Origin of the sequence: Pseudomonas sp. GOM7, assembly GCF_026723825.1 — a bacterium.
Taxonomy (GTDB): Bacteria; Pseudomonadota; Gammaproteobacteria; order Pseudomonadales; family Pseudomonadaceae; genus Aquipseudomonas.
Window position 1 is genome coordinate 3206191 of the sequence record NZ_CP113519.1, and the last position, 22435, is coordinate 3228625.

Annotated in this window: 18 protein-coding genes; 7 read left to right on the forward strand and 11 right to left on the reverse strand. The window is 64.2% G+C overall.

Going from position 1 to position 22435, the window contains the following annotated elements; translation table 11 throughout:
- Window positions 1–50: 50 nt before the first annotated feature.
- The 4 genes from pheA to mtnA all read right to left on the reverse strand — a co-directional run bounded on the left by pheA (window position 51) and on the right by mtnA (window position 6430).
- Window positions 51–1145, reverse strand: coding sequence for a prephenate dehydratase (pheA, locus tag OU800_RS14035; RefSeq protein ID WP_268177905.1), 1095 nt, complete (start codon window positions 1143–1145; stop codon window positions 51–53).
- 1 nt (window position 1146) lies between these two features.
- Entirely contained in the window at window positions 1147–2232 is a 1086-nt protein-coding gene (gene serC, locus OU800_RS14040; RefSeq protein ID WP_268177906.1) for a 3-phosphoserine/phosphohydroxythreonine transaminase, read from the reverse strand.
- 127 nt (window positions 2233–2359) lie between these two features.
- Window positions 2360–5131, reverse strand: a complete 2772-nt coding sequence (gene gyrA, locus OU800_RS14045) for a DNA gyrase subunit A (RefSeq protein ID WP_268177907.1) — start codon at window positions 5129–5131, stop codon at window positions 2360–2362.
- A gap of 222 nt (window positions 5132–5353) precedes the next feature.
- Window positions 5354–6430, reverse strand: a complete 1077-nt coding sequence (gene mtnA, locus OU800_RS14050; RefSeq protein WP_268177908.1) for an S-methyl-5-thioribose-1-phosphate isomerase — start codon at window positions 6428–6430, stop codon at window positions 5354–5356.
- A 153-nt stretch (window positions 6431–6583) separates the two neighbouring features.
- Between mtnA and OU800_RS14055 the strand changes: the two genes are divergently transcribed.
- The 5 genes from OU800_RS14055 (at window position 6584) to OU800_RS14075 (ending at window position 11385) form a co-directional block, all read left to right on the forward strand.
- Window positions 6584–7939, forward strand: a complete 1356-nt coding sequence (locus OU800_RS14055; protein ID WP_268177909.1) for a TRZ/ATZ family hydrolase — start codon at window positions 6584–6586, stop codon at window positions 7937–7939.
- A gap of 94 nt (window positions 7940–8033) precedes the next feature.
- Window positions 8034–8732 (forward strand): bifunctional 2-polyprenyl-6-hydroxyphenol methylase/3-demethylubiquinol 3-O-methyltransferase UbiG, encoded by a 699-nt coding sequence (ubiG, locus tag OU800_RS14060; RefSeq protein WP_268177910.1) that lies wholly within the window; start codon window positions 8034–8036, stop codon window positions 8730–8732.
- 5 nt (window positions 8733–8737) lie between these two features.
- Window positions 8738–9409, forward strand: coding sequence for an N-acetylmuramic acid 6-phosphate phosphatase MupP (gene mupP, locus OU800_RS14065; protein WP_268177911.1), 672 nt, complete (start codon window positions 8738–8740; stop codon window positions 9407–9409).
- Between the two features lie 91 nt (window positions 9410–9500).
- Window positions 9501–10241 (forward strand): YciK family oxidoreductase, encoded by a 741-nt coding sequence (locus tag OU800_RS14070; protein ID WP_268177912.1) that lies wholly within the window; start codon window positions 9501–9503, stop codon window positions 10239–10241.
- 217 nt (window positions 10242–10458) lie between these two features.
- Window positions 10459–11385, forward strand: a complete 927-nt coding sequence (locus OU800_RS14075) for a GGDEF domain-containing protein (protein WP_268177913.1) — start codon at window positions 10459–10461, stop codon at window positions 11383–11385.
- A gap of 63 nt (window positions 11386–11448) precedes the next feature.
- Here the strand turns inward: OU800_RS14075 and rluB are convergent, their stop codons facing one another.
- From rluB to OU800_RS14090, 3 genes are all read right to left on the reverse strand, one after another.
- Window positions 11449–12597: a 23S rRNA pseudouridine(2605) synthase RluB gene (gene rluB, locus OU800_RS14080; RefSeq protein WP_268177914.1), complete on the reverse strand. Its 1149-nt coding sequence runs from the start codon at window positions 12595–12597 to the stop codon at window positions 11449–11451.
- Window positions 12598–12761: 164 nt separating this feature from the next.
- Window positions 12762–14906, reverse strand: coding sequence for a 3-hydroxyacyl-CoA dehydrogenase NAD-binding domain-containing protein (locus tag OU800_RS14085; protein ID WP_268177915.1), 2145 nt, complete (start codon window positions 14904–14906; stop codon window positions 12762–12764).
- A gap of 86 nt (window positions 14907–14992) precedes the next feature.
- Complete coding sequence (locus tag OU800_RS14090) at window positions 14993–16198, reverse strand: acetyl-CoA C-acetyltransferase (protein ID WP_268177916.1); 1206 nt, start codon at window positions 16196–16198, stop codon at window positions 14993–14995.
- A 683-nt stretch (window positions 16199–16881) separates the two neighbouring features.
- Between OU800_RS14090 and OU800_RS14095 the strand changes: the two genes are divergently transcribed.
- Together OU800_RS14095 and OU800_RS14100 are read left to right on the forward strand one after the other, a co-directional pair.
- Window positions 16882–17235: a rhodanese-like domain-containing protein gene (locus tag OU800_RS14095; RefSeq protein ID WP_268177917.1), complete on the forward strand. Its 354-nt coding sequence runs from the start codon at window positions 16882–16884 to the stop codon at window positions 17233–17235.
- Window positions 17232–18035, forward strand: coding sequence for a cytochrome c (locus tag OU800_RS14100; protein WP_268177918.1), 804 nt, complete (start codon window positions 17232–17234; stop codon window positions 18033–18035). Before OU800_RS14095 ends, OU800_RS14100 begins: the two co-directional genes overlap by 4 nt.
- A gap of 80 nt (window positions 18036–18115) precedes the next feature.
- Here the strand turns inward: OU800_RS14100 and OU800_RS14105 are convergent, their stop codons facing one another.
- The 4 genes from OU800_RS14105 to OU800_RS14120 form a co-directional block, all read right to left on the reverse strand.
- Window positions 18116–18913, reverse strand: a complete 798-nt coding sequence (locus tag OU800_RS14105; RefSeq protein WP_268177919.1) for a transglutaminase family protein — start codon at window positions 18911–18913, stop codon at window positions 18116–18118.
- Window positions 18910–19860, reverse strand: coding sequence for an alpha-E domain-containing protein (locus OU800_RS14110; protein WP_017677196.1), 951 nt, complete (start codon window positions 19858–19860; stop codon window positions 18910–18912). The genes OU800_RS14105 and OU800_RS14110 overlap by 4 nt, the downstream gene beginning before the upstream one ends.
- Window positions 19861–19863: 3 nt before the next feature.
- Window positions 19864–21273, reverse strand: a complete 1410-nt coding sequence (locus OU800_RS14115; protein ID WP_268177920.1) for a circularly permuted type 2 ATP-grasp protein — start codon at window positions 21271–21273, stop codon at window positions 19864–19866.
- A gap of 452 nt (window positions 21274–21725) precedes the next feature.
- Window positions 21726–22421 (reverse strand): alpha/beta fold hydrolase, encoded by a 696-nt coding sequence (locus tag OU800_RS14120; protein WP_268177921.1) that lies wholly within the window; start codon window positions 22419–22421, stop codon window positions 21726–21728.
- Window positions 22422–22435 lie beyond the last annotated feature (14 nt).

Below are 22435 nucleotides of genomic sequence, written 5' to 3' on the forward strand. Positions count from 1 at the left end.
CAGGCGACAAACTGCTTCCCTCTTGCAGCTTGCGGCTTGACGCTTGCGGCTCAAAGTACCGCCTTCGGATAGGAGCCCAGCACCTTCAGCGCCACAGCGTCTTGGGCAAGCTTCTCCAGCACGTCCTTGATCAACGGATCGCGATGGTGACCGACGAAGTCGATGAAGAACACGTAGGTCCACTTGCCGCTGCGCGACGGCCGAGTCTCGATGCGGGTCAGGTCGATACCGTTGTTGTGGAACGGTACCAGCAGCTCGTGCAGCGCGCCGGGCTTGTTGCGCATGGAGACGATGATCGAGGTCTTGTCGTCGCCGGTCGGCGGCACTTCCTGATTGCCGATGATGAGAAAGCGCGTGGAGTTGTCCGGACGATCTTCGATCTTCTCCGCCAGCTTGCTCAGGCCATACAGGTTGGCCGCCATGTCGCCGGCGATGGCCGCGCTGTTCCACTCGCTCTTGACCCGCTTGGCCGCGTCGGCGTTGCTGGACACCGCCACGCGCTCGACGTTCGGGTAATGCGCGTCCAGCCACTTGCGGCACTGCGCCAGGGACTGGGCATGGGAATAGATGCGAGTGATCTTGTCGGTCTTGGTGGTTTCGCCCACCAGCAAGTGATGGTGGATGCGCAGTTCGACTTCGCCGCAGATCACCAGGTCGTGTTCGAGGAAGCTGTCGAGTGTGTGGTTGATGGCACCCTCGGTGGAGTTCTCCACCGGCACCACACCGAAGTTCACCGCGCCGGCGGCCACTTCGCGGAACACTTCGTCGATGGCCGCCATCGGCACGCTGATCACGGCGTGACCGAAATGCTTCATCGCCGCGGCCTGGCTGAAGGTGCCTTCCGGGCCGAGGTAGGCCACCTTGAGCGGATTCTCCAGGGCCAGACAGGAGGACATGATCTCGCGGAACAGCCGCGCCATTTCCTCGTTACCCAGCGGCCCCTGGTTACGCTCCATCACGCGCTTGAGCACCTGGGCTTCGCGCTCGGGACGATAGAACACCGGGGACTCGCCTTCCTTGAGTTCCTTCATCTTCACCCGCGCGACTTCTTCGGCGCAGCGGGCGCGATCACTGATCAGTTCGAGGATGCGCTCGTCGAGGTTGTCGATGCGCACGCGCAGCGCCTGCAGCTCCTGCTCGGACATATCAACCGTGCTCCTTCTCGAACTCGGCCATGTAGGCCACCAGCGCCTCGACGGCATCCAGGCCGACGGCGTTGTAGATGGAAGCGCGCATGCCGCCGACCGAACGGTGTCCCTTGAGGTTGAGCAGGCCGCGCTCATCGGCACCGGCGAGGAAGACCTTGTCCAGCTTCTCGTCGGCCAGGCGGAACGGTACGTTCATCCAGGAGCGGGCGTTGTGGGCGATGGGATTACTGTAGAAATCGCTGCTGTCGATGGCTTTGTACAGCAGCTCCTTCTTGGCGCGGTTGACGCGCTCCATGGCCTCGACGCCACCCTGCTCCTTGAGCCACTGGAACACCAGGCCGGACAGGTACCAGGAATAGGTGGCCGGGGTGTTGTACATCGAGCCGTTGTCGGCCGAAACCTTGTAGTCGAGCATGGTCGGACAGGCGCTGCGGGCACGGCCGAGCAGGTCTTCTCGGACGATCACCACCACCAGGCCGCTGGGGCCGATGTTCTTCTGCGCACCGGCGTAGATCAGGCCGAACTGCGACACGTCGATGGGGCGCGAGAGGATGTCCGAGGACATGTCCACCACCAGCGGGGTATCGCCGGTCTGCGGTACCCAGTCGAACTGCAGGCCGCCGATGGTTTCGTTACTGCAGTAATGCACGTAGGCGGCATCTTTCGACAGTTGCCAGTCGTTCTGTCCGGGAATGGCGAAGTAGTCGTGCGCCTTGGCACTGGCGGCCACATTGATGGCGCCATAGCGACGCGCCTCTTCGATGGCCTTCTTCGACCAGATGCCGGTGTCGACGTAATCCGCCACGCCGTCTTCCGGCAGCAGGTTGAGCGGGATTTCGGCGAACTGCTGGCTGGCACCGCCCTGCAGGAACAACACCTTGTAGTCGTTGGGCACGGCGAGCAGGTCGCGCAGATCCTGCTCGGCCTGGCTGGCGATGGCCACGTACTCGTCGCTGCGATGACTCATCTCCATCACCGACAGGCCCTTGCCCTGCCAGTCGAGCATCTCGGCCTGGGCGCGTTGCAGTACAGCGGTCGGCAGCGCGGCCGGGCCGGCGCAGAAGTTAAAAGCTCGCTTGCTCACGTCTGTCTCTCTCAGATTCACAGAACGCCACCACCAGGCAGTGGCATGTCCAAACTGTCTGCCGCACCCGTGGGAGGCGCTTTAGCGGCGACAGTCGCGGCTAAAGCCCCTCCCACGGAGCTCGACCCTACTCCTCGCCGGCTTCCTCGGCGTCGGTGATCGGCGTCTCGGCACCCTCATTGGCAACCTCGACACTCTCTTCACCCTCGACCAGTTCGTCCTCTTCTACCGGCGTCGGCTCCTGCACGCGCTCCAGGCCCACCAGGGTCTCGTCCTTGGCCAGCTTGATCAGGGTCACGCCCTGGGTGTTACGGCCGGAACTGGACACCTCGTCGACACGGGTACGCACCAGGGTGCCCTGGTCGGAAATCAGCATGATTTCCTCGCCGTCCTGCACCTGGATGGCACCGACCAGCTTGCCATTACGCTCGCTGGTGACCATGGCGATCACACCCTGGCCGCCGCGACCGCGACGGGGGAACTTGCCCAGACTGGTACGCTTGCCGAAACCGCGCTCGGAGGCGGTCAGAATCTGTGCGCCGGACTCGGGAATCAGCATGGAGATCAGACGCTGATCCTTGCCCAGACGCATGCCACGCACGCCGCGGGCGGTACGACCCATGGTGCGCACCTTGCTCTCGGCGAAACGCAGCACCTTGCCGGCATCGGAGAACAGCATGACTTCCTTGGCGCCGTCGGTGATGGCAGCGGCGATCAGGGTGTCGCCCTCTTCCAGCTTCAGGGCGATCAGGCCGGCGCTGCGCGGACGGCTGAACTGCACCAGCGGGGTCTTTTTCACGGTACCGAAGGCAGTGGCCATGAAGATGTAGGCACCGGTCGGCTCGGCCACCAGCTCGGGAGTTTCGCCCTCGACCTCCTCGACCTCTTCAGCCTCGACCACCTCGGTGGCCTCACCTTCGATCACCAGGCCTTCGTCGTCCAGATCCTCGTCGGCACCCGCACTCTGCTGCAGGGCTTCAAGATCGATCTGCAGCATGGCAGTGATACGCTCGCCCTCGTCCAGCGGCAGCAGGTTGACCAGCGGGCGACCACGGGCGGTACGCGAGGCCTCGGGAATCTCGAAGGTACGCAGCCAGTACACCTTGCCCTTGCTGGAGAACAGCAGCAGGGTCGCGTGACTGTTGGCCACCAGCAGGTGTTCGACGTAGTCCTCGTCCTTCACCCCGGTGGCGGACTTGCCACGGCCACCGCGACGCTGCGCCTCATAGGCGGCCAGCGGCTGGCTCTTGGCATAGCCACCGTGGGAGATGGTGACGACGCGCTCTTCCTCGGTGATCAGATCGGCGATGGTCAGATCCTGACGCGAAGCGATGATCTCGGTACGGCGGGCATCGCCGAACTCGGCCTTGACCTTCTCCAGCTCCTCGCGAATGACTTCCATCAGCCGCTCGGGGCTGGTGAGAATGCGGATCAGCTCGCCGATCAGGTTGAGGATTTCCTGATACTCGGCCAGCAGCTTCTCGTGCTCCAGGCCGGTCAGGCGGTGCAGGCGCAGCTCGAGGATAGCCTGGGCCTGCTCCGGCGACAGGTAGTACTTGCCGTCACGCAGACCGTATTGTTCATCCAGCCCTTCCGGGCGGCAGGAATCAGCACCGGCGCGCTCGACCATGGCTTCCACCGCACTGGACTCCCAGGCGGTGGCGATCAAGCGTTCCTTGGCCTCGGCCGGGGTCGGCGAGCTCTTGATCAGCTCGATCACCGGGTCGATGTTGGACAGCGCGACGGCCTGGCCTTCGAGGATATGGCCACGCTCGCGCGCCTTGCGCAGTTCGTAGACGGTACGCCGGGTCACCACTTCGCGGCGGTGACGGACGAACACCTCGAGCATGTCCTTGAGGTTCATGGTCTTCGGCTGACCGTCGACCAGCGCCACCACGTTGATGCCGAACACGCTCTGCATCTGGGTCTGGGCGTACAGGTTGTTCAGCACCACGTCCGGCACTTCGCCGCGACGCAGTTCGATCACCACGCGCATGCCGTCCTTGTCGGACTCGTCACGCAGCTCGGTGATGCCTTCGATCTTCTTCTCTTTGACCAGCTCGGCGATCTTCTCGATCAGACGCGCCTTGTTGAGCTGGTACGGCAGCTCGGTCACCACCAGTTGCTGGCGACCGCCTACCTTGTCGATGTCCTCCACCTCGACCCGGGCGCGCACGTAGATGCGCCCACGGCCGGTGCGGTAGGCCTCGATGATGCCGGCGCGGCCGTTGATGATGCCGGCGGTGGGGAAATCCGGGCCGGGGATGTACTGCATCAGCTCATCGACGGTCAGCTCGGCGTTGTCCATCAGCGCCAGGCAGCCATCGATCACTTCGGAGAGGTTGTGCGGCGGGATGTTGGTGGCCATGCCCACGGCGATACCACTGGAGCCGTTGACCAGCAGGTTCGGTACCTTGGTCGGCATCACCGCCGGAATCTGCTCAGTGCCGTCGTAGTTGGGCACCCAATCGACGGTTTCCTTGTCCAGGTCGGCCAGCAGCTCATGAGCCAGCTTGGTCATGCGCACTTCGGTGTATCGCATGGCCGCGGCGTTGTCGCCGTCCACCGAACCGAAGTTGCCCTGGCCATCGACCAGCAGGTAGCGCAGAGAGAAATCCTGGGCCATGCGCACGATGGTGTCGTACACCGCGGTATCGCCGTGCGGGTGGTATTTACCGATCACGTCACCGACCACACGGGCGGATTTCTTGTAGGGCTTGTTCCAATCGTTGCCTAACTCGCTCATGGCATAGAGCACACGGCGGTGGACCGGCTTCAAGCCGTCGCGCGCATCCGGCAGCGCACGCCCGACGATTACGCTCATGGCGTAGTCGAGATAGGACTGTTTCAGCTCGTCTTCGATATTGACCGGGAGAATTTCTTTGGCCAGTTCGCCCATGAGAAGCCTGGTTCCTTTTTCTGGTGAAACTCCGCGTCATTCTTCCTGAACGCTACGAAGTTCGTCGGCATGGCGCCTGGCCATGACGACTCGCGATAAATCAACGGGTTATGCCGCGCTAAAGAGGCGCCGGGATCACTGCCGGCAGGCCCCATGAAAACTGCCGGAGCTTACCACAAAGCCCGCCCTGCACCTACCCCGCCACTGGCTGTGGCGGATGGCTCAGTGCAGGCGCTTGCGGCACATCAATTGCGCCAGTTTCTCGCTGTCCGGGCGCTCGACCACGCCCTTCTCGGTGACGATGTAGTCCACCAGATCCGCTGGCGTCACATCGAACACCGGGTTGCTCACCGCCACATCGGCGGCGATCGGCCGCCCGCCCAGCAGGCGCAGCTCATCGCCACTGCGCTCTTCGAGGGGGATGTCTTCGCCGCTTTCTAGCGCCATGTCGATGGTGGAGCTGGGCGCCACCACCATGAAGCGCACGCCGTGGTGCATGGCATTGACCGCAAGCTGATAGGTGCCGATCTTGTTGGCCACGTCGCCGTTGGCGGTGATGCGATCGGCGCCGACTATCACCCAGGACACGCCCTTGACCTTCATCAGGTGCGCGGCAGCGGCATCCACATTCAGGCTCACCGGCACGCCATCGCCGGCCAGCTCCCAGGCCGTCAGCCGCGCGCCCTGCAGCCAGGGCCGGGTTTCATCGACATAGACCCGTTCCACCAGCCCCTCCAGATGGGCCGCGCGAATCACCCCGAGCGCCGTGCCGAAGCCCCCTGTAGCCAGAGCGCCGGCATTGCAGTGGGTCATCAAGACCTGCTCGCTGCCCTGATGCTTGCGGATCAGCTCCATGCCCAGTTGCGCCATGGTCAGGTTGGCTTCGCGATCACTGGCGTGAATGCCCACCGCCTCGGCCTCGAGCTGCTCCAGTACACCCTGGTCGCCTTTCAGACGCTGCAGCCGCTCACGCATGCGCTGCAGCGCCCAGAACAGATTCACCGCCGTCGGGCGCGAAGCCGCCAGCCGCTGGAAGTCAGCCTCCAGCGCCTGACGCCAATCGCCACCCGCCGCCAGACAGGCCTGCGCACCGAGCACCACGCCATAGGCGGCGGCGATACCAATGGCCGGCGCACCACGCACCACCATGTCGCGGATGGCCTGTGCCACCTCGGCAGCCGAATCGAAACGCAACCAGACCTGCTCCTGCGGCAGCAGGCGCTGATCGAGCAAATGGAGCGCACCACCATGCCAATCGATTGCCTGAACCTTCTCTGCCGCCAGCAATTGCTCGCGCATCTGTTACCTCACCCTTGGCAATCGAAAACAGCTAAGTATACGCCGCCTGGCCAGCGCTCAGACAGCAAGCATCTGCATGCAGACGCTTCAAGCGCCTGATGTTCCTCTATAAACTGGCGCCCACCCCTGCCCTCGATCCAAACGGATAGCCTGATGCCCTCAGCTCCACTCGATCTGCTGCTTCTCCCCACCTGGCTGGTTCCGGTGGAGCCGGCTGGCGTCGTGCTGCGCGATCATGCCCTGGGCATCCGCGATGGCCAGATCGCCCTGCTCGCCCCACGCGAGGAAGCCCTGCGCCAGGGCGCTCGGGAAGTACGCGAGCTGCCACACTGCCTGCTCGCCCCCGGCCTGATCAACGCCCACGGCCACGCGGCCATGAGCCTGCTGCGCGGCATTGCCGACGACCTGCCGTTGATGACCTGGCTGCACGAGCACATCTGGCCGGCCGAAGGCCAATGGGTCGACGAGGACTTCGTTCGTGACGGCACCGAGCTGGCCATTGCCGAGCAGATCAAAGTCGGCATCACCTGTTTCTCCGACATGTACTTCTACCCGCAGGTGGCCTGCCAATGCGTGCACGATGCCGGCGTGCGTGCGCAGATCAGCGTTCCGGTGCTGGACTTTCCCGTGCCCGGCGCGCTCAACGCGGCAGAAGCGCTGCGCAAGGGCCTGCAACTGTTCGATGACCTCAAGCAACACCCACGCCTCCGCATCGCCTTCGGCCCACACGCCCCTTATACGGTCAGCGACGACAAGCTCGAGGAAATACGCGTGCTGGCCGACGAACTGGATGCTGGCATCCAGATGCACGTGCACGAAACCGCCCAGGAAGTGGCCGAAGCCATCGCCAAGCAGGGCGAACGGCCGCTGGCACGCCTGGCGCGCCTGGGCCTGCTCGGGCCACGTTTCCAGGCCGTGCACATGACCCAGATCGACGACGAGGATCTGGCGCTGCTGGTGGAGCATAACTGCAGCGTGATCCACTGCCCGGAATCCAACCTCAAGCTGGCCAGCGGCTTCTGCCCGGTCGAGCGCCTGTGGCAGGCGGGCGTCAATGTCGCCATCGGCACCGACGGCGCAGCGAGCAACAACGACCTCGACCTGCTCGGCGAAACCCGCACCGCAGCCCTGCTGGCCAAGGCGGTGGCCGGCTCGGCCACCGCCCTCAACGCCCACAGCGCCCTGCGCATGGCCACGCTCAATGGCGCCCGCGCCCTCGGCCTGGAGGCACAGGTCGGCTCACTGGAAGTGGGCAAGCTGGCCGACGTGGTAGCCTTCGACCTTTCCGGACTGGCCCAGCAACCAATCTACGACCCGGTGTCGCAACTGATCTATGCCAGTGGCCGCGACTGCGTGAGGCACCTGTGGGTCGGCGGCAAACAGCTCCTAGAAGACGGCCGCCTGACGCGCATGGACGAGGCCGAGCTGATCGCCAGGGCCAGGGCCTGGGGAAGCCGGATCAGCGGTGCCAGCCGGCAAGCACATGACACCGACCCTGCGACAAACTGACATACATTGAACGAATTCGCGCCGCTCCATGCACACGCCTAAACTGGCAACATAGCGGCGATACGCTTTCCATGCTTTGAAAAAAGAGATGCTTATGAGCAACGTCGACCGCGCCGAAATCGCCAAATTCGAGGCCCTGGCTCACCGCTGGTGGGACAGGGAAAGCGAGTTCAAACCCCTGCACGACATCAACCCCTTGCGCGTCAACTGGATCGACGAGCGCGTCGGCCTGGCCGGCAAGCGTGTGCTGGACGTCGGCTGCGGTGGCGGCATCCTCAGCGAAGCCATGGCTCAGCGCGGCGCCAGCGTCACCGGCATCGACATGGGCGAAGCGCCGCTGTCGGTGGCCCAGTTGCACCAGTTGGAGTCCGGCGTCGAAGTCGAGTACCGGCAGATCACCGCCGAAGCCCTGGCCGAAGAAATGCCCGGCCAGTTCGACGTGGTCACCTGCCTGGAAATGCTCGAGCACGTGCCCGATCCGTCTTCGGTGATCCGCGCCTGCCACAAGCTGGTCAAACCCGGCGGCCAGGTGTTCTTCTCCACCATCAACCGCAACCCCAAGTCCTACCTGTTCGCAGTGATCGGCGCCGAGTACATCCTGCGCTTGCTGCCACGCGGCACCCACGACTTCAAGAAATTCATCCGCCCCTCCGAGCTCGGCGCCTGGAGCCGTGCCGCCGGGCTGGAGGTCAAGGACATCATCGGCCTGACCTACAACCCGCTGACCAAGCATTACAAACTGGCCGCCGACGTCGACGTCAACTACATGATCCAGACGCTGCGCGAGGAGTGAGACGCATGCGTTTGCAAGCGGTTCTTTTCGATATGGACGGCACGCTGCTCGATTCAGCACCGGACTTCATCGCCATCACCCAGGCCATGCGTGTGGCCCGTGGCCTGCCGCCGCTGCCGGACAAGGCCATTCGCGACCAGGTTTCCGGCGGTGCCCGCGCCATGGTCGCCTGCGCCTTCGACGAAGCGCCGGACTCGCCCGCCTTCGAGGCCCTGCGCCTGGAATTCCTCGAACGCTACCAAGAACACTGCGCGGTGCTGACCCGCCCGTTCGACGGCATCGAAGCCCTGCTCGCCGACATCGAACACGCGCGCCTGCCATGGGGCGTGGCCACCAACAAACCGGTGCGCTACGCCGAGCCGATCATGCAGCGCCTGGGCCTGGCCGAGCGCTCGGCGGTGCTGGTCTGCCCGGATCACGTCGAGCAGAGCAAGCCGGCGCCGGACATGCTCCTGCTGGCCTGCCAGAAAATGGGCGTGAAACCCGAGGAAACCCTGTTCATCGGCGACGATGCCCGCGATATCGACTCAGGCCGCGCGGCCGGTTGCCGCACGGTGGCAGTCACCTACGGCTATATCCACCCTGAAGACAACCCCCGCAACTGGGGCGCCGACGTGGTGGTCGACCACCCCTCGGAGCTACGCGCCGTGCTCGACCGCGCCCTCTGTGGCTGCTAGCACAGCAGCGGCAGGCGGCCACCATTTCGTTTTCTGTTTTTTCTTGAAGCTTGCAGCTTGAGGCTTGCAGCTCTGCGAAGGAGATTTGTCCATGTACGACTACAGCGCCCGCCCCGACCTGCTCAAGGATCGGGTGATCCTGATCACCGGCGCCGGCCGCGGCATCGGTGCTGCGGCCGCGAAAAGCTTCGCGGCCCATGGCGCCACCGTGCTACTGCTGGGCAAGACCGAAGCCAACCTGAGCCAGGTCTATGACGAGATCGAAGCCGCCGGCCATCCGCAGCCGGTGGTGATCCCCTTCAACCTGGAAACCGCCCTGCCGCATCAATACGACGAACTGGCGGTGATGATCGAGAACGAATTCGGTCGCCTCGACGGCCTGCTGCACAACGCCTCCATCCTCGGCCCGCGCACGCCGCTGGAACAGCTTTCCGGCGACAACTTCATGCGGGTGATGCACGTCAACGTCAACGCCATGTTCATGCTCAGCAGCACCCTGCTGCCGCTGCTCAAGCTGTCGCAGGACGCCTCGGTGATCTTCACCTCCAGCAGCGTCGGTCGTAAGGGACGCGCCTACTGGGGTGCCTACGCGGTGTCCAAGTTCGCCACCGAAGGCCTGATGCAAGTGATGGCCGACGAGCTGGACGGCATCGCCAACGTACGCGCCAACAGCGTCAACCCCGGCGCCACGCGCACCTCCATGCGCGCCCAGGCCTACCCGGCGGAGAACCCGGCAAGCCGCCCCGAGCCGGAAGCGATCATGCCGCTCTATCTCTATCTGATGGGCCCGGACAGCCAGGGCGTCAATGGTCAGGCGCTGGATGCGCAATAGCTGCCAGCCCGGCCCAAGGCGGCGACAGCTTTCCGGCGCAAGCGGCATCAATTTGCCATCAACCTTTCTGCAAAGCCGGCAAATACTTGCCGGCAGGCCTCTTTAAAATCAAGCAAGCAACTGATTAATAAGGACTTTTAGATCACCACGAAACACCTGGCACGGAATTCGCTCTAACCTCTTCGTCGTCGCACTCTTGCGCCAGAGGTTCAGTCGTATGGCCCCCCCCCGCCGCCCCAACACCATTGATTTCGATGCAGCCAAACTGCAGCGTCTGGGCTTTTCCGGCAATCGCAACCTGCCGCTCAAACCCACCACGCTGGCCGAGCTGCGCCAGCAACTGAACCTGCAGCTACAAACCAGCCTGGAGATCGAGCGCATCCTCGAGCTGTTCTACCGTGAGGTGCAATCGCTGGTGCCAATCGACGCGATGGGGTTCCAGCATTCGTCGCACGATCTGCGCCTGGAGCTGGGCGAGCGTGCTCCGCATTCGGCGGGCTACCGCCTCAGCCATGACGGTGAGTACCTGGGCGAGCTGACCTTTCGCCGCCGTCAGCGCTTCGACGATGACGAACTGGCCCAGCTCGAGTCTTTGCTGGCCTGCCTGCTGTTCCCGCTGCGCAACGCCCTGCTCTACCGCACCGCCCTGCTCAGCGCCCTGCGCGACCCACTGACCAATACAGGCAACCGCATCGCCATGGATCAGGTGCTGCAACGCGAAGTCGACATGGCCAGGCGTAACCTGCATCCGCTGTCGCTACTGATGCTGGACATCGACCACTTCAAGATGATCAACGACACTCACGGTCACGCTCAGGGTGACGAGGTGCTCAAGGCCGTCGCGCAGACGCTCAAGCAGCAACTGCGCAATGTCGACATGGTGTTCCGCTATGGCGGTGAGGAGTTCCTCATCATCCTCTCCAACACTGGCCGCGAGGCAGCCGCTCAGGTCGGCGAACGCCTGCGCTTCGCCGTGCTGGAACTGCAATGCCTGAATGCCGGCCAACCCATCGAAGTGTCCATCAGCCTCGGTTGCGCCAGCCTGCTGCCGGGTGAGTCCAGCGAGAGCCTGCTGCGCCGCGCTGACAACGCGCTCTATATCGCCAAGCGCGAAGGGCGTAACCGCTTGAGTATGGCGGGATAAGAGCAGCCGCAAGCTACAAGCTACAAGCTACAAGCGATGACCCACTTGCAGCTTGTAGCTGCTCTATCGCTTACGCCCGAAGCCTGGACGCTGGCCATCACCACCCGACGGGCGCTTGCCCGGCGACGAAGGGCGCGGTTTGCGCGCGGGGCGATCGGCCAACTCCACCGCTGGGCGCGGCTGACGCTTCTTCACATCGCCCGGGCGCTCGGCCACAGGAGTGCCACGTTCACGACGCTCGCCACCCTCCTGACGCGGGCCGCGAGACCCCCGCTGTTCGCCATCACGCTGACGCGCCGGCCGGCTCGCACGCTCGCCCTCGCCAGCCTCGTCCTTGGCAGGACGCAGCACGCGCTTGCCGCGCACTTCGGCCGGCTTGGCCGACTTGCGCTGCAGGCGGTCGAGCTTGTCGCGCACCTTTTCCTTCATCACCGGCAGCGCTTGCGGCGTCAGCCCCACTTCGGCGCTGAGGATGTCCACTTCGCGCTGATCCATCTCGCGCCAGCGGCCCATGGTGATGTCGGAGGTAAGGAACACCGGACCGAAACGCACACGCTTCAGCCGGCTTACCACCAGGCCCTGGGATTCCCAGAGACGACGCACCTCGCGGTTGCGCCCTTCCATCACCACGCAGTGATACCAGTGGTTGAGGCCATCACCGCCCGGCGCTTCCTTGATGTCGGTGAACTTGGCCGGGCCGTCCTCGAGCATCACGCCCTTTTTCAGGTTTTCCAGCATTTCCTCGGTGACTTCGCCGCGCACGCGCACGGCGTACTCGCGATCCATCTGGTAGGAGGGGTGCATCAGGCGGTTGGCCAGTTCACCGTCGGTGGTGAACAGCAGCAGGCCCGTGGTGTTGATGTCGAGACGGCCAATATTGATCCAGCGCCCCTCACGCGGGCGCGGCAGACGCTCGAAAACCGTGGGACGGCCTTCCGGGTCGTCACGGGTGCAGATCTCGCCGTCGGGCTTGTTGTAGATCAGCACGCGGCGCACCGAGGTGGCAACTTCTTCGCGCTTGAGCAAGCGGCCATCGAGGACGATGGCATCGCTGATCTCGACGCGCTGCCCCAGCCCGGCCACGGCGCCATTGACCTTGACGCGGCCCTCGCTAATCCAGGTCTCGATCTCGCGGCGCGAGCCCAGGCCCATGCGCGCCAGCACCTTCTGCAGTTTTTCCCCAGCCGGACGCTGGGTTTCGAGTTCGTTCATCTAAGGCACCTCCCGGTGTAATGATGGATGATCAAAAGGGCGAGAATCATACGCCCTGCAGAGAACTTAGGGTAGACGAATATGGGCTGCCGGCAGCAACCCGACCAGCGGCGCCAAGCCGGCGGCAGGGCTGCGATGCCCCTGCCGACCAGCCCTGCCAGATCTCAGAACGTCTCGCCTCTGGCCGCCTTATCCAGCAGCAGCGCCGGCGGCAGGAAGCGCTCGCCATACTGCTCGGCCAGGTACTGCGCGCGAGCCACGAAGTCCTTGACCCCGTACTGGTTGATGAACTGCAGCGCACCTCCGGTCCAGGCGGCGAAACCAATGCCGAAGATCGAGCCGACGTTGGCATCGGCCACCGATTTCAGTACGCCCTCTTCCATGCAGCGCACCGTTTCAATGGCCTGGATGAACAGAATGCGGTCGCGCACATCCTCCTGAGCGATCTGCGCATCGGCCTTCTCGAAACGCGCCTTGAGCTCGGGCCACAGGTGTTTCTTGCCGCTGGCCGGATACTCATAGAAACCGGCCCCAGCCGCCTTGCCCGGACGCTTGTACTCACTCACCATCAGGTCGATGACGGCGAAGGCCGGGTGCTCAGGGATGGATTTGCCCTCGGCGGCCAGATCCGCGAGGGTTTGCTGACGGATATGGCTCATCAGGCTCATCGACACCTCGTCGCTGATCGCAAGCGGCCCGACCGGCATGCCGGCCTTGCGCGCCTCGTTCTCGATCAGCGCCGCACTGACACCCTCGCCGAGCATGGCCAGGCCTTCGTTGGTGAAGGTGGCGAATACCCGCGAGGTGAAGAAGCCGCGACTGTCGTTGACCACGATGGGCGTCTTCTTGATCTGCATGACGTAGTCGAAGCCCCGTGCCAGCGTCTCGTCGCTGGTCTGCTCGCCACGGATGATCTCCACCAGGGGCATCTTGTCCACCGGGCTGAAGAAATGCAGGCCAAGGAATTTCTCCGGTTTGGCCACGGCAGTCGCCAGGCCAGTAATCGGCAACGTCGAGGTGTTGGAAGCGATCACGGCATCGCTCAGCGCAGCGGCTTCGGCGGCAGCGGTGACCTTGCCCTTGAGCGCGCGATCCTCGAACACCGCTTCGATGATCAGGTCGCAGCCGGCGAAATCAGCCTCGTTGTCGGTGGCCTTGATCAGCGCGAGGAAGGCTTCGCGCTGCTCGGCGCTCATATGGCCCTTGCTGACCTTCTTGTCCAGCAGCTTGGCCGAGTAGCCCTTGCCCTTCTCCGCCGCTTCGAGGGATACATCCTTGAGCACCACCTCGATACCGGCAGCCGCGGACACGTAGGCGATGCCTGCCCCCATCATGCCGGCACCAAGCACGCCGACCTTCTTCGTCTGGGTTTTCGCATAGCCCTGAGGGCGCGAGCCGCCAGCGTTGATCTCGTTGAGCTGAAACCAGAAGGTGCCGATCATGTTCTTCGCCACCTGGCCGCAGGTCAGCTCGGTGAAGTAACGCGCCTCGATGATCTGTGCGGTGTCGAAGTCCACCTGCGCGCCCTCGACGGCGGCGCACATGATCTTTTCCGGCGCCGGGAAGCAGCCCTTGGTCTTGTCGCGCAGCACGCTCGGCGCGATGGCCAGCATCTGCGCCACGTTCGGCGAACTCGGCGTGCCGCCGGGGATCTTGTAGCCCTGCACATCCCACGGCTGCTTGGCCGCCGGGTTGGCGGCGATCCAGGCACGCGCTTTGGCCAGCATCTCCTCACGGTCGCCGGCCAGATCGTGGATCAGGCCGGCCTTGAGCGCAGCGTCCGGGCGTACCTTCTTACCCTCGGCCAGGTACGGCAGGGCCTTTTCCAGGCCAAGCAGGCGCACCATGCGCACCACTCCGCCCCCCCCTGGCAGCAGGCCGAGGGTGACTTCCGGCAAGCCGAGCTGGACGTGGCTCTCGTTCAGGGCAATGCGGTGGTGGCAGGCCAGAGCGATTTCCCAGCCGCCACCCAGCGCCGCACCGTTGATGGCGGCGACCATCGGCTTGCCGAGGGTTTCCAGGCGGCGTAGCTGGCCCTTGACCTTGAGGATCATCGCGTAGAAACCCTGGGCCTCGGCCTGGGTGACCTTGATCAGTTCATTGAGGTCGCCGCCGGCGAAGAAGGTCTTCTTCGCCGAGGTGATGATCACCCCGGCAAGCGAATCCTTCTCGGCTTCCAGACGGTCGACGATCTGGCCCATGGCCTCGCGATACGCCGCGTTCATGGTATTGGCGCTCTGGCCGGGCATGTCCATGGTCAGGACGACGATATTGTCCTGGCCTTTTTCGTAACGGATGGCGTCAGTCATTTTTGTATTCTCTTCCCAAAGCTGTGGGAGCTGCGTAGGGCGGGTGCAACCCGCCAGCACACGAATGGCGGGTTTCACCCTACCGATCAGATTCGTTCGATGATGGTGGCGATGCCCATGCCGCCGCCCACGCAGAGGGTGGCAAGGCCGTAGCGCAACTGGCGCTTCTCCAGTTCATCGAGCAGTGTGCCGAGGATTGCGCAGCCGGTGGCGCCCAGCGGGTGGCCCATGGCGATGGAACCGCCGTTGACGTTGACCTTGTCCTCGCTCACGCCCATGTCCTTCATGAACTTCATGACAACGGAGGCAAAAGCCTCGTTGACCTCGAACAGGTCGATGTCGTCGATGGAGAGTCCCGCCTTGGCCAGCGCCTTGCGCGTGGCCGGCGCCGGGCCGGTGAGCATGATGGTCGGGTCGGTGCTGGTCACCGCCGTGGCGACGATGCGCGCGCGCGGCTTCAGGCCCAGTTCCTTGCCCTTGGCCGCCGAGCCGATCAGCATCAACGCCGCGCCGTCGACGATGCCGGAGCTGTTGCCCGGCGTATGCACGTGCTCGATGCGCTCGACATGGCTGTAGACGCGCAGTGCAGTGGAGTCGAAGCCCATCTGCCCCATCATCTCGAAGCTCGGCTTGAGCTTGCCGAGGCCTTCCAGAGTCGAATCGCCACGGATGAATTCGTCATGGTCGAGCAGCACGATGCCGTTCTGGTCGATCACCGGCACCAGCGACCTGGCGAACGAGCCATCGGCGCTGGCGCGCGCCGCCTTCTGCTGCGAGCGCAGGGCGAAGGCATCGACATCGGCGCGGCTGAAACCCTCCAGGGTGGCGATCAGGTCGGCACCGATACCCTGCGGTACGAAATTGGTGTGGATGTTGGTTTCCGGGTCCATCACCCAGGCGCCGCCGTCCGAGCCCATGGGCACGCGCGACATGGACTCCACGCCACCGACCACCACCAGGTCCTCGAAGCCGGAGCGTACCTTCATCGCGCCCATGTTCACCGCCTCAAGCCCCGAGGCGCAGAAGCGGTTGAGCTGCACGCCGGCGACGCTGACGTCCCAGTCCGCGACCATGGCTGCGGTCTTGGCGATGTCGGCACCCTGATCACCCACGGGCGTCACGCAGCCCAACACGATGTCGTCGACCTGGCTGGTATCCAGATCGTTGCGCGTTTGCAGGGCATTGAGCAGGCCGGCAATTAGCTGAACCGGCTTGACGCTGTACAGCGCGCCGTCCTTCTTGCCCTTGCCACGCGGTGTGCGCACCGCATCGAAAATATATGCTTCGGTCATGGCGTCCTCGGATATGGTGTGGCGCTAGCAGGCCTGTTCTTGTCGAGCACCTCTACCATAGCGCCGCCACCTGCTGGCTCAATGACCTAAGCGCTCAGGGGCATTGACTACAAAGCTCAGACGAACGGTCATCCTGCCCCCGGAAGCTTCGTCTGATCGAGCAAGCCGTCTAGCGCAAGGTTCCTGTGCCAACGGTCAGGAACTGGCATAACGCGAAGGTACGATGACTGCGCTGCTTGCAACCAAGTTGTCTAAAAAACTGCCGGTACCCGGCCTAGAGTTGTTCGTGCACGCAGTCGTCAAGGTGCATGGGATCGTCGCCGGGTCATGCCGGGGCGAGTGACAGGATCAGGCCCAGAAGTCGCAGCAGCCAAGCGGTCGCGCAGCGGTGCCGAACACCAGCCAATAACAACAAAGGCACCGGCCATGTTCAAACAACCGAAACTCCGCCAGGCGGGCATCATTCTCTTCGCCACCACCGTCATCCTGATCATTCCCAACCTGACCCGGCTGGTCAGTTGAGGCGCAGCCCCTAGCAGGCCGTTGAGAAACGTAGGCGACGACTGCATGGATGCAGGAGGTAGAGCGACGCAGGAAGCCAAAGCCGAGGTAGTTTTTCAACAGCCTGCTAGACCCGGGCTTTCTGTCAGGCGATGCTGTACGCCTCTGCACAGGAGTTCGACATGCGCCCGTTACTGCTGCTTCTCACCTTGAGTGGTCTGGCCCAGGCCGGGGAGATCGACCAGGACGCAGCCCTGGCTGCATTGCGCCAGCCCGCTGCCGTGCTGATCGATGTACGCACCGAGCAGGAATTCGCCGACGGCGCCCTGCCCGGCGCCATTCGCATCGGCCATGAGCAGATCGCCTCGCACATCGCCGAGCTGGCCCCCGACAAGGATCGGTCGTTGGTGCTGTATTGCCGCAGCGGACGGCGCTCGTCACTGGCCCAGGAGAAACTGCAGGCACAGGGCTACAGCCAGGTGATCAACGCCGGCGCCTACGACGACCTGGCCCCGCTGCTCGAGTCGGCCCGATGAAAGCCCTGCTCGCCAGCCTGCTGCTCCTGGCCTGCAGCGTACAGAGTGCCGAACTGCAAGTGATCCAGGGCGATGCCAGGCGTACCTGGAGCAGCGCCGAGCTGCTGAATCACCCGCAGGCGCGCGATATCGAAATCCCCGACGATGCGGCCTACAAGCGCAGCATGTACTATCGCGCCGTGCCGATAAGCGTTCTGCTCGATCGCATCGCCCCTGGTGATCACCTGCAAGCGGTGGCGCTCGATGGTTTCGCCGCCGAATTGCCCGCCGCCACCCTACTGGCCACACAGGGGGCTCGCGCCTGGCTGGCCGTGGAGGACGAGCGACAGCCCTGGCCGGCGCTGGCCAAGGGCAAACCCAGCGCCGGGCCTTTCTACCTGGTCTGGAGCAATCCGGCGGCCAGTCAGATCGGCCCCGAACAATGGCCCTATCAGGTCGCGACGATCCGCCAGTTGGCCCCGGTCACCCAGCGCTTCCCCGCCCTGCTGCCAGCGGCGGATGCCAACGCTGACGTACAGGCCGGTTTCGCCGTCTACCAGAAGAACTGCATGGCCTGCCATCGCCTCAATGGCGCCGGCGATGCCGAGTTCGGCCCGGACTTGAACCTGCCGCACAACCCCACCGAATACTTCACGGGCGACTTCCTGCGCCAGTACATCCGCGACCCGCAGAGCCTGCGGCGTTGGCCACAGGGGCGTATGCCGGGTTTCAGCGAAACGGTATTGCCGAGCGCCGAACTAGAGCGCCTGATCGCCTATCTGCGGCACATGGCACAGCGCAAGGGCAGCACGAATCTGTAGTAGGGTGCGCCGTGCGCACCGATGTTTCGGTCGGAGGTGCGCACAGCGCACCCTACTCCCTCCCAACGCCTATCGACACTTCACTGCTGTCGTACCTGCAACAACGGCGCCACCTGCACCTGGGCGTGCATCTGCTCGCAACCGCCACCACGGCGCATGCCACGTACCGGGCAGGCGTCAAGGTAGTCCAGGCCTACCGCCAGCTTGAGATGGCGCTCCGGGCGTGCCAGGCAGTTGGTCACGTCGAAGCTGTACCAGGCGTCGCCCACCCAGGCCTCGGCCCAGGCGTGGCTGGCCAGGTGCTCGGCGTCGTCGGTGTACAGATAACCCGACACGTAGCGCGCCGGCACGCCGAGGCTGCGCGCGCAGGCGAGGAAGGCATGGGTGTGATCCTGGCAGACGCCACGGCGGCCCGCGAAAGCCTCAGCGGCGCTGGTGTCCACTGCGGTGATGCCCGGCTGGTAGGCGATATGGGCGTTGAGCGCGTGCATCAGGTCGATCAGCCCATTGCGATCGGTGCGTGACTTGCTCTGCTGAGCGGCGAATTCGCGGATGGCATCGTCGGCCTGGGTCAAACGAGTGAAGCGTAGGAAGGGCAAGGCCGACTGGCTCTCGTGCTCGGCTTCGCAGCTTTCGTCGATGTCCACCTGACCGCGAGCGCCGATGACGATGGACTCGTGCGGCTCGTCCAGGGTCAGTACGTGCAGGATATTGCCGTAGGGGTCGAGCTGGGCGTGCACCGGGCGCGGCAGGTCGAGCTGCCAACTGAGCACCTGCTGGCGTTCGCTGTCATGCGGAGTCAGGCGTAGGTACTGGATGCTCGCGCGCACCTGATCATCGTAATGGTAGGTGGTGTCATGGCTGATCGAGAGTCTCATGCGACCTCCAGATAGGACGTATGGATGGTGTTGCCTAGCTGGCGCACCAGCAGGATGAAGTCGGTCAGCCAGGCATGCAGGCCTTCGTCGAGCACTTCATCGATGCTGGTGTAGCGCAGGCGGGCATCCAGTTCGGCGGCCAGGCGTTGTGCCGGGCGACCGTTCTCTCCGGGTAGACCGGAAAGCATCAGGTTGAGTTCTTCCATGCAGGCACGCAGCGAGCGCGGCACGTCCGGGCGCAGCAAGAGCAGTTCGGCCACCTTGCGCGTACGCGGCGAGCCGCGGTAGCTCTCAGCGAAGGCCTCGAACGAGGACAGTGCCCGCAGCAAGGCACTCCATTGGTAATAGCTGCGGGCGGTGCGCTCTTCCAGTTCGTCGATTTCCTCGCCAAGCATTTCATAGCGGGCATCGAGCAGACGCAGGGTGTTGTCGGCGCGCTCGATGAAGGTGCCCAGGCGGATGAAGCGATAGGCCTCGCCACGCATGATGGTGCCGAAGGTGGCGCCACGGAACAGGTGCGAACGTTCCTTGACCCATTCGCAGAAACGGCTGATGCCATAGCGCCCCAGGCCTTGTTCGGCGATGCCGCGCATCTCCAGCCAGGTGGCGTTGATGTTCTCCCACATGTCGGCGGTAATCCGCCCGCGCACCGCATGGGCATTGCTGCGTGCGGCCTGCAGGCAGCAGTAGATGCTGCCGGGGTTGCTCGCATCGAGGGCGAAGAAGTGCAGCATGCGTTCGCCGTGCAGCGGGCCGTGGCGCTCCAGGTAGTCGTCCAGGGTGCCGGTGATCAGCAGCGGCATGGCCAGTTCATCGAGGCCGTCGCCACGGCCGTCCTGCGGCATCAGCGACAGCGAATAGCTGACGTCGAGCATGCGCGCCAGGTTCTCGGCACGCTCCAGGTAACGCGACATCCAGTACAGATCGGAGGCAGTTCTCGAAAGCATGGGTCAGTCCTCCACCACCCAAGTGTCCTTGGTACCGCCGCCCTGCGACGAGTTGACCACCAGCGAGCCTTCGCGCAGTGCCACGCGAGTCAGGCCGCCGGGCACCAGGCGGGTTTCGCGGCCGGTCAGGACGAACGGACGCAGGTCGATGTGGCGCGGAGCGATACCGCGTTCGACGAAGGTCGGACAGGTCGACAGGCACAGCGTCGGCTGGGCGATGTAGGCCTCCGGCTTGGCAATCAGCCGCGCGCGGAAGTTCTCGATCTCGGCCTTGCTCGCCGCCGGGCCGACCAGCATGCCGTAGCCGCCGGAACCTTGGGTTTCCTTGACCACCAGCTCCGGCAGATGAGCCAGCACGTGGGACAGCTCTTCCGGCTTGCGGCACTGCCAGGTGGGCACGTTCTTGAGAATCGGCTCCTCGTCGAGGTAGAAGCGGATCATGTCGCCAACGAAGGGGTAGACCGACTTGTCGTCGGCCACGCCGGTGCCGATGGCATTGGCCAGCACCACATTGCGCGAGCGGTAGGCCGACAGCAAACCGGCGACGCCGAGCATGGACTCGGGGTTGAAGGCCAGTGGGTCGAGGAAGGCGTCGTCGAGGCGGCGGTAGATCACGTCCACCTGACGGGCGCCGGCAGTGGTACGCATGTAAACCTTGTCGTCACGCACGAACAGGTCGGCGCCCTCCACCAGCTCTACGCCCATTTCGCGGGCGAGGAAGGCATGCTCGAAGTAGGCGCTGTTGAAACGCCCCGGCGTCAGCACCACCACCGTGGGATTGTCCAGCGGGCTGGAGCTCTTCAGCGCATCGAGCAGCAGGTTCGGGTAGTGATCCACCGGCGCCACGCGCTGCGCGGCGAATAGCTCAGGGAACAGGCGCATCATCATCTTGCGGTCTTCGAGCATGTAGCTGACGCCGCTGGGGGTGCGCAGGTTGTCTTCCAGCACGTAGTAGCTGCCGTCGCCGTCACGCACCAGGTCGACCCCGGCGATATGCGCGTAGATGTCACGGTGCAGGTCGAGGCCCTGCATGGCCATCTGGTAGCCCTCGTTGGCCAGCACCTGCTCGGCCGGGATGATCCCCGCCTTGATGATGCGCTGGTCGTGGTAGAGGTCGGCGAGGAACAGGTTGAGCGCCTGTACACGCTGAATGCAGCCGCGTTCGACGATGCGCCATTCGCTGGCGGGGATCGCACGCGGGATGATGTCGAAGGGAATCAGGCGCTCGGTGCCCTGGTCATCGCCATAAAGGGTGAAAGTGATACCGGCGCGATGAAACAGAAGGTCGGCTTCTCGGCGGCGCTGGGCCAGCAGATCGTCCGGCGTCTCAGCCAGCCAGCGGGAAAATTCGCGGTAATGCGGGCGGACAGCGCCGCTCGCGTCGTACATCTCGTCATAAAAGGTGCGGGCCATGCCGTACTCCTTGTCACCCGGACTTGCAGGTACCTTTGCAAGCCCCGAGCCAGAGCAGTTAATCCTTTAATTTCAAGTACATACCAGCAGCATCCGAACAAAACGCACCACAAAGGTGCGCCGCCATGTTTCCGTCATGAAGCGCCGCCCCATTGCGTGGCAGGCACGATGGCCATCACCCGGACATGCAACCGAAGAAGGCCAAAAACCTTTGTCAGCCGCCCTGCGCCGGGCCGGACACGCAGAGGTCACATTGCGTGACCCATCGGTCAAGCGCAACCGCTTTTGCAACACGCCGAGCACGAAAAGGTATCCGAATGAAAGTGCATAGCCGGGGTGCATAGCAGCGCTTGCTGATGGCATGGCACGAGCGGCCAGCGTCTGCGACGGTTATGAAACAGCCTAGGCTCTGTTGCCCTATCGCGCACGCCGCGACGAAGCGGCAACAGCCCCTAGCGTATCTGTGACCGAACAGCATCCGAAGCGAGGAACTCCACGATGCTTCTGGTCGCCGTGTCGAGGTGCTGTTCATGGCTGAAGCCGGACGCCTTGAGGGGTTTCAGATCATGATCGGCCGCCTGTAACCAGTGCAGCTCGATGGTCGGTGACAGATCGTAAGTGGCGACGGCCTCGCGACTGCCCAGCGCATCGCGTTCACCCTGCACGATCAGTGTCGGTGTGCGCAGCTCGGCCAGGTGCGCGACTCGCGGCTTTTCCGGTTTGCCGGCAGCATAGAAGGGATAGCCGAGGCAGACCAGCGCTGCCGCCCCCAGCTCATCGGCCAGCAGGCTGGCCATGCGCCCGCCCATGGACTTGCCGCCGATGGCCACCGGCCCTGCGACCCGTTGGCGCACCTGGGCATATACCTCGCGCCATTGCTGGAGCAGTTGCGCCTGCGGATTGGGTGGACGCTTACGCCCATCCATACGTCGTTGCGCCATATAGGCGAACTCGAAGCGCACCACCTGCACGCCGCGCGCGGCAAGGCCTCGAGCCATGCTCTGCATGAACGGGCTGTCCATGGGAGCGCCGGCGCCGTGGGCGAGGATCAGGGTAATCCCGTCGCCCTGCGGCGCTTCGTCCCACTGCCAGGGCAGCCCCGACTCACATTGACCGGCGTCAATAAACCCAGATGGCCCTTTGCTCATGCTTACCTCGCGTC

Coding starts and splice junctions, on each gene's coding strand:
- ubiG (WP_268177910.1), top strand. CDS start 8,034: ATGAGCAACGTCGACCGCGCCGAAATCGCCAAATTCGAGGCCCTGGCT.
- OU800_RS14055 (WP_268177909.1), top strand. CDS start 6,584: ATGCCCTCAGCTCCACTCGATCTGCTGCTTCTCCCCACCTGGCTGGTT.
- OU800_RS14110 (WP_017677196.1), bottom strand. CDS start 19,860: ATGCTTTCGAGAACTGCCTCCGATCTGTACTGGATGTCGCGTTACCTG.
- mtnA (WP_268177908.1), bottom strand. CDS start 6,430: ATGCGCGAGCAATTGCTGGCGGCAGAGAAGGTTCAGGCAATCGATTGG.
- OU800_RS14115 (WP_268177920.1), bottom strand. CDS start 21,273: ATGGCCCGCACCTTTTATGACGAGATGTACGACGCGAGCGGCGCTGTC.
- OU800_RS14120 (WP_268177921.1), bottom strand. CDS start 22,421: ATGAGCAAAGGGCCATCTGGGTTTATTGACGCCGGTCAATGTGAGTCG.
- mupP (WP_268177911.1), top strand. CDS start 8,738: ATGCGTTTGCAAGCGGTTCTTTTCGATATGGACGGCACGCTGCTCGAT.
- OU800_RS14100 (WP_268177918.1), top strand. CDS start 17,232: ATGAAAGCCCTGCTCGCCAGCCTGCTGCTCCTGGCCTGCAGCGTACAG.
- pheA (WP_268177905.1), bottom strand. CDS start 1,145: ATGTCCGAGCAGGAGCTGCAGGCGCTGCGCGTGCGCATCGACAACCTC.
- OU800_RS14085 (WP_268177915.1), bottom strand. CDS start 14,906: ATGACTGACGCCATCCGTTACGAAAAAGGCCAGGACAATATCGTCGTC.
- OU800_RS14070 (WP_268177912.1), top strand. CDS start 9,501: ATGTACGACTACAGCGCCCGCCCCGACCTGCTCAAGGATCGGGTGATC.
- OU800_RS14075 (WP_268177913.1), top strand. CDS start 10,459: ATGGCCCCCCCCCGCCGCCCCAACACCATTGATTTCGATGCAGCCAAA.
- gyrA (WP_268177907.1), bottom strand. CDS start 5,131: ATGGGCGAACTGGCCAAAGAAATTCTCCCGGTCAATATCGAAGACGAG.
- OU800_RS14105 (WP_268177919.1), bottom strand. CDS start 18,913: ATGAGACTCTCGATCAGCCATGACACCACCTACCATTACGATGATCAG.
- rluB (WP_268177914.1), bottom strand. CDS start 12,597: ATGAACGAACTCGAAACCCAGCGTCCGGCTGGGGAAAAACTGCAGAAG.
- OU800_RS14090 (WP_268177916.1), bottom strand. CDS start 16,198: ATGACCGAAGCATATATTTTCGATGCGGTGCGCACACCGCGTGGCAAG.
- OU800_RS14095 (WP_268177917.1), top strand. CDS start 16,882: ATGCGCCCGTTACTGCTGCTTCTCACCTTGAGTGGTCTGGCCCAGGCC.